General features: G+C 73.6%; 4 protein-coding genes. 3 read left to right on the top strand and 1 reads right to left on the bottom strand.

The features are described from left to right. The 3 genes from PSH25_RS25240 to PSH25_RS25250 form a co-directional block, all read left to right on the top strand. A partial coding sequence (locus PSH25_RS25240; RefSeq protein WP_238661426.1) for a DUF998 domain-containing protein occupies positions 1-618 on the top strand: 618 nt, incomplete at its 5' end. A gap of 168 nt (positions 619-786) precedes the next feature. Further along, positions 787-2079 (top strand): dicarboxylate/amino acid:cation symporter, encoded by a 1293-nt coding sequence (locus PSH25_RS25245; RefSeq protein WP_238661429.1) that lies wholly within the window; start codon positions 787-789, stop codon positions 2077-2079. Positions 2080-2150: 71 nt separating this feature from the next. Beyond that, positions 2151-3218, top strand: coding sequence for an NADH:flavin oxidoreductase/NADH oxidase (locus PSH25_RS25250; protein WP_238661427.1), 1068 nt, complete (start codon positions 2151-2153; stop codon positions 3216-3218). A gap of 49 nt (positions 3219-3267) precedes the next feature. On the opposite strand, the gene PSH25_RS25255 is transcribed toward PSH25_RS25250, so the two are convergent. After that, positions 3268-5044 (bottom strand): ATP-binding cassette domain-containing protein (locus tag PSH25_RS25255; RefSeq protein WP_238661428.1); only part of this gene is annotated, 1777 nt, incomplete at its 5' end.

A 5044-nucleotide genomic window follows, 5' to 3' on the forward strand; every position in this document is an offset into this window, starting at 1 on the left:
GTCGCCGGGTCCGCCGCGGCCGGCTGCGCGCTGGCCGGCGCGGTGGCGGTGACGCTCGCCGTGGTCACCGGTCCCGGTCCAGGGTTCACCGGGTACGTCAGTGAGGCGGGCATCGCCGGCAGCGCCCATGCCGCGACGTACCGGATCGGGATCCTGGCCCTTGCCGGCGCGTTGCTGCTGATCGGCGTGGCGCTGCCCCCCGGGGTGGGGATGGCGGCCCCGGCGCTGCTCGCCACCGGGGCCGTGTTCACCGCGTTGTCCGCGGCGGTGACCTGTTCCGACGGCTGCCCGCTGCCGCCGTTCGAGCGCACGACGACGGCCGACCTGGTGCACGGCGGCGCGAGCATCGTGGCGACCGCGGCGGTGGTCTTCGCCATGATCACGCTTGCCGTCTCCGGGCCGGCCGGCCCGACGGTGCGTCGGCTGGCCGGCGTCGCCGCCGCGCTGTCCCTGCCGATCTGCGCCACGGTGGGGCTGGCGATGCTCGTGGTCGGCCGGGGCCCGGTGGTGGGGGTGCTGGAGCGGTTGATCCTCGCCCTCGCGGTGCTGTGGGGCCTGAGCACCGCCACCGCGCTGGCCCTCTGTAAGGAGCCTCACGCCGTCTGGTCCTTCCGATGAGCGGGAATCGGCGTATCGTCGGCGAACGATGACCAATGTCTGGGGCCTCACTGTCCGCCTGTATGTCGATCTCCGACTGCAGGCCAGTGGCATCTGTCCGGGCTAGCCGCGTACCTACGCCTGCCCCGATCGGACCGGACAATTGGATCTCTCCCCATGCCCTTCAGCCTGCGCAAAATTCCCTTCTCCGTGCAGATCCTGCTCGGCCTCGTGCTCGGCGTCGCGCTGGGCTTCCTGGCCCGCACCAACGACCTGAGCTGGCTGACCAGCACCCTGCACACCGTCGGCAGTCTCTTCGTCCAACTGCTCAAGCTGGCCGTGCCGCCACTGGTCTTCACCGCCATCGTGGTCAGCGTGGTCAGCCTGCGCGGCGTGGCCAACGCCGCCCGGCTCGCCCTCAAGACCCTGATGTGGTTCGGCATCACCGCGCTGATCGCGGTGAGCATCGGCATCGGCCTCGGCCTGCTCACCAACCCGGGCAAGGGCGTGACCCTCGACCTGGGTGGCGCCACGGCGCCGAAGAAGACCGGCTCGTGGACCGACTTCCTCACCGGCATCGTGCCCACCAACCCGGTCGGCGCGTTCGTCGAGGGCAACGTCCTGCAGATCGTCTTCCTCGCCGTCGTCATCGGTGCCGCCGCCCTGCTGGTCGGCGAGCCCGCCGAACCGTTCGTGGCGCTCAACCGCTCCCTGCTGGAGATCGTCCAGAAGGCGCTCTGGTGGGTCATCCGGCTCGCCCCGATCGGCACCCTCGGCCTGATCGGCAACGCCGTCGCCTCGTACGGCTGGGACCTGCTGGCCCCCCTCGCGAAGTTCACCACCGCCGTCTACGTCGGCTGCGCCATCGTGCTGTTCGTGGTCTACCCGCTGGTACTGATCCTCGCCGGCCGCCTCAACCCGCTGCGCTTCTTCGCCGGCGCCTGGCCGGCGATCGAGCTGGCCTTCGTGTCCCGCTCCTCGGTCGGCACCATGCCGGTGACCCAGCGCTCCGTCGAGCGTCTCGGCGTGCCCCGCGAGTACGCCTCGTTCGCGGTGCCCTTCGGCGCGACCACGAAGATGGACGGTTGCGCCGCCATCTACCCGGCCCTCGCCGCGATCTTCGTGGCCCAGGTGTTCGGCGTGCACCTCGGCATCGGCGACTACCTGCTGATCGCCTTCGTCTCGGTGGTCGGCTCGGCGGCCACCGCCGGCCTGACCGGCGCGATCGTGATGCTCACCCTGACCCTCAGCACGCTGGGACTGCCGCTGGCCGGCGCCGGCCTGCTGCTGGCCATCGACCCGATCCTGGACATGATCCGCACCGCCACCAACGTCGCGGGGCAGGCACTGGTGCCGACAGTGGTCGCCGCCCGCGAGGGCACTCTCGACCGCGCCGCGTACGAGTCCGCCGGCCGGCGTGACCTGACCGAGCCGGAGCCGGTCGCCGACCCCCGGCCCGAGCTCAGCCCCGTTCCCGCCTGACCGGTTCAACCAGTACGGCGACGGGCCCCTCTCCCCGGGGGCCCGTCGCCGTGTCGGAGAGGATCACCCCCATGAGTTCGCTGTTCACTCCCCTGGCCCTGCGCGGGGTCACCCTGCCCAACCGGATCGCCATGGCGCCGATGTGCCAGTACTCAGCCGGTCCCGACGGTCTGCCCACCGACTGGCACCTGATCCACCTCGGCAGTCGCGCGGTCGGCGGCGCGGGCCTGGTGCTGACCGAGGCGACAGCCGTCCTCCCCGAGGGCCGGATCAGCCCCCAGGACACCGGCCTCTGGTCGGGTGCGCACGTCGACGCCTGGCGGCCGGTGACCGCGTTCGTCGCCGCCCACGGCGCGGTGCCGGCCGTGCAGCTCGCGCACGCCGGCTTCAAGGCCTCCACCTACCGACCATGGGCGCCGGAGCGCGGTGGCGTGCCGGACGCCGAGGGCGGCTGGAGACCCGTCGCCCCCGGCTCGGAGCCCTTCACCGCCGGCTACCGGACCCCGACCAGCCTCGACGAGGCCGGCATCGCCGGTGTGGTCGAGGCGTTCGCGGCCGGCGCCGAGCGCGCGCTGGACGCCGGCTTCGCCGCCGTCGAGATCCACGCCGCCCACGGCTACCTGCTCAACGAGTTCCTCTCGCCGCTGACCAACCACCGCACCGACTCGTACGGCGGCGACCGAGCCGCCCGGATGCGACTCACCCTGGAGGTGGCCCGCGCGGTGCGCGCCGCGGTCGGCGAGGACGTGCCGGTGCTGACCCGGATCTCCGCCACCGACTGGGTCGAGGGCGGCTGGACGATCGAGGACAGCGTGGTGCTCGCCGGCGAGCTGGCCGGCGTCGGCGTCGACCTGGTCGACGCGTCCTCCGGTGGGGTGAGCACGGACCAACGCGTCCCGCTCGGCCCCGGCTACCAGGTGCCGCTGGCCGCCCAGATCCGCCGCGAGGCCGGCGTGCCGACCGGCGCGGTGGGCCTGATCGTGGAGCCCGAGCACGCCGAGCAGATCGTCGCTGGCGGCGAGGCCGACCTGGTGCTGCTGGGCCGGGAGTTGCTGCGTGACCCGTACTGGCCGCGCCGGGCCGCCGCGAAGCTCGGCGTCGCGTACTCCGGGCCCGCCCAGTACGCCCGCGCCGCCTGATCCCGGGCCGGTCGGGCGGCCGCCGCGTGAGCGGCCGCCCGACCGTCGGTCAACCGGCCAGGTGCGACCAGTCACCCTCCAGGTCCTGCCAGGTGCCCTGGGCTGCCACCGTGCCGCCGAGCAACACCACCACGTGGTCGGCCCGGACCAACGCGGCGCGCTTCGCGGTCGAGCCGACCACTGTCACCCCGTGGCCGCGCAACGCCTGCCACAGCGCCAGCTCGGTGGTGACGTCCAGCGCCGACGACACGTCGTCGGCGACCAGCAGTTCGGTACGCGGAGCCAGCGCCCGCGCCAACGCCAACCGCTGCAACTGCCCGCCGGAGAGCCGGGTGCCCTTGTGCCCGATGAGCAGGCCCAGCCCACCACCGGCGGCGGCCAGGTCGTGGTCGAGCTGGGCGGTGCTGACCGCCCCGGCCGCGTCCACCTGGTGCCCGAGGGCGATGTTGTCGGCCACCGTGCCGGAGAGCACCCGGGGCAACTGACCGACGTAACCGACCTGGTTCGGGCGCAGGAACAGCTCCGGCTCGGTCACCGGGTCACCGTTCCAGGCCAGCTCGCCGGTGTGGTGCACGATCCCGGCCAGCCCGCGCAGCAACGAGGACTTGCCCGACCCCACCGGCCCGACGACAAGCACCAACTGCCCCCGCTGCACGGTCAGGTCCACGTCCCGGACGGCCACCGTCCCGTCGGAGTGCACCACCCCGAAGCGGCGCAGCTCCAGCCGGCGCAGCGGATGCCGGGGCGGCATGGTCGGCGCGGGCGCCGTACCGGCGGTCAGGTCGACCTCCGGCACCCCCGCGGAGTACGCGCTCACCCCGGTCATCGCCGCCGTGCGCCGGGTCCAGACCCGCGCCGAGGGCAGCTGCGAGATCAACGACGCCGTGGTCCAGGCGAACCAGCGGGCCGCGCCCAGGGTGGAGACGGCCACCAGCACCGCCCCGGCCGAGAGCGAGCCGTTCAGATAGAGCGCCCAGGCGCCGATCGGCAACAGCCCGCTGGCCATCGACGGCGTGGAACGCGCCCACACCTGCACCGAGATCTCCCGCCGCTGCCGGTCGCTGCGCAGCACGTCCAGGCCCGCCAGGTGGCGCAGCACCGCAGTGGTCGCGCCGGCGAGCTTCACCGTCCGCGCCGCGGAGAGCGCCGAGACCAGCGCCGTGGCGAAGGAGGCCCGCGCCGCCACCGTCGCCCGGGCCGCCCGCTCCAGCTTCGGCCCGAACAACGTCGCCGCCAGCCCGGAGACGACCATCGTGCCCAGGAAGAACAGCCCCGGTACGACGCTGCCGGTGACCGCCGTCATGGCGACCACGAGCACCAGCGCGACGGTCTGGTCCAGCACGTTGTCGGCGAGCTGGACCACCCGCTCGGTGTCCCCACCCTGCGCCACCACCTCGGCGGGAGTGTGTGAGCTGACCCGGCGCGGCCCGGTCTGACCGTGCACCAGGCGAAGACCGATCCGCAGCATCTGCCGCACCCACCACTGCGGAAACCAGACGTGGGTGTAGAACGGCAGCGGCAGGGTGACCAGCAGCCCGGCGACGATCCCCACCGCCGGCAGGTACGGGTTGCCGGTCCCGTCGACCAGATCCGCCCAGAGCCAGGGCAGCACCGGGCCGTCCAGCCCGAGCAGGCTGAGCCCGAGGAACAGCACGATCGCCGCCGCGCCGTACCGGGGATCGTTGGTGCAGAGTCGGAAGATCTCCCGCAGCGTCCGGGCCGGCGGCTCCGGCGGCAGTGGCGGCGGGTCGGCCCGGGTCGGCCCGACCGCGCCCTGCGTGCTGTCGGGCGGCGTCGTCCGCGTGGCCTGCGTGCTGTCGGGCGGT

The sequence above is a fragment of the Micromonospora foliorum genome, from assembly GCF_022229015.1.
GTDB classification, from domain to species: Bacteria; Actinomycetota; Actinomycetes; order Mycobacteriales; family Micromonosporaceae; genus Micromonospora; species Micromonospora foliorum.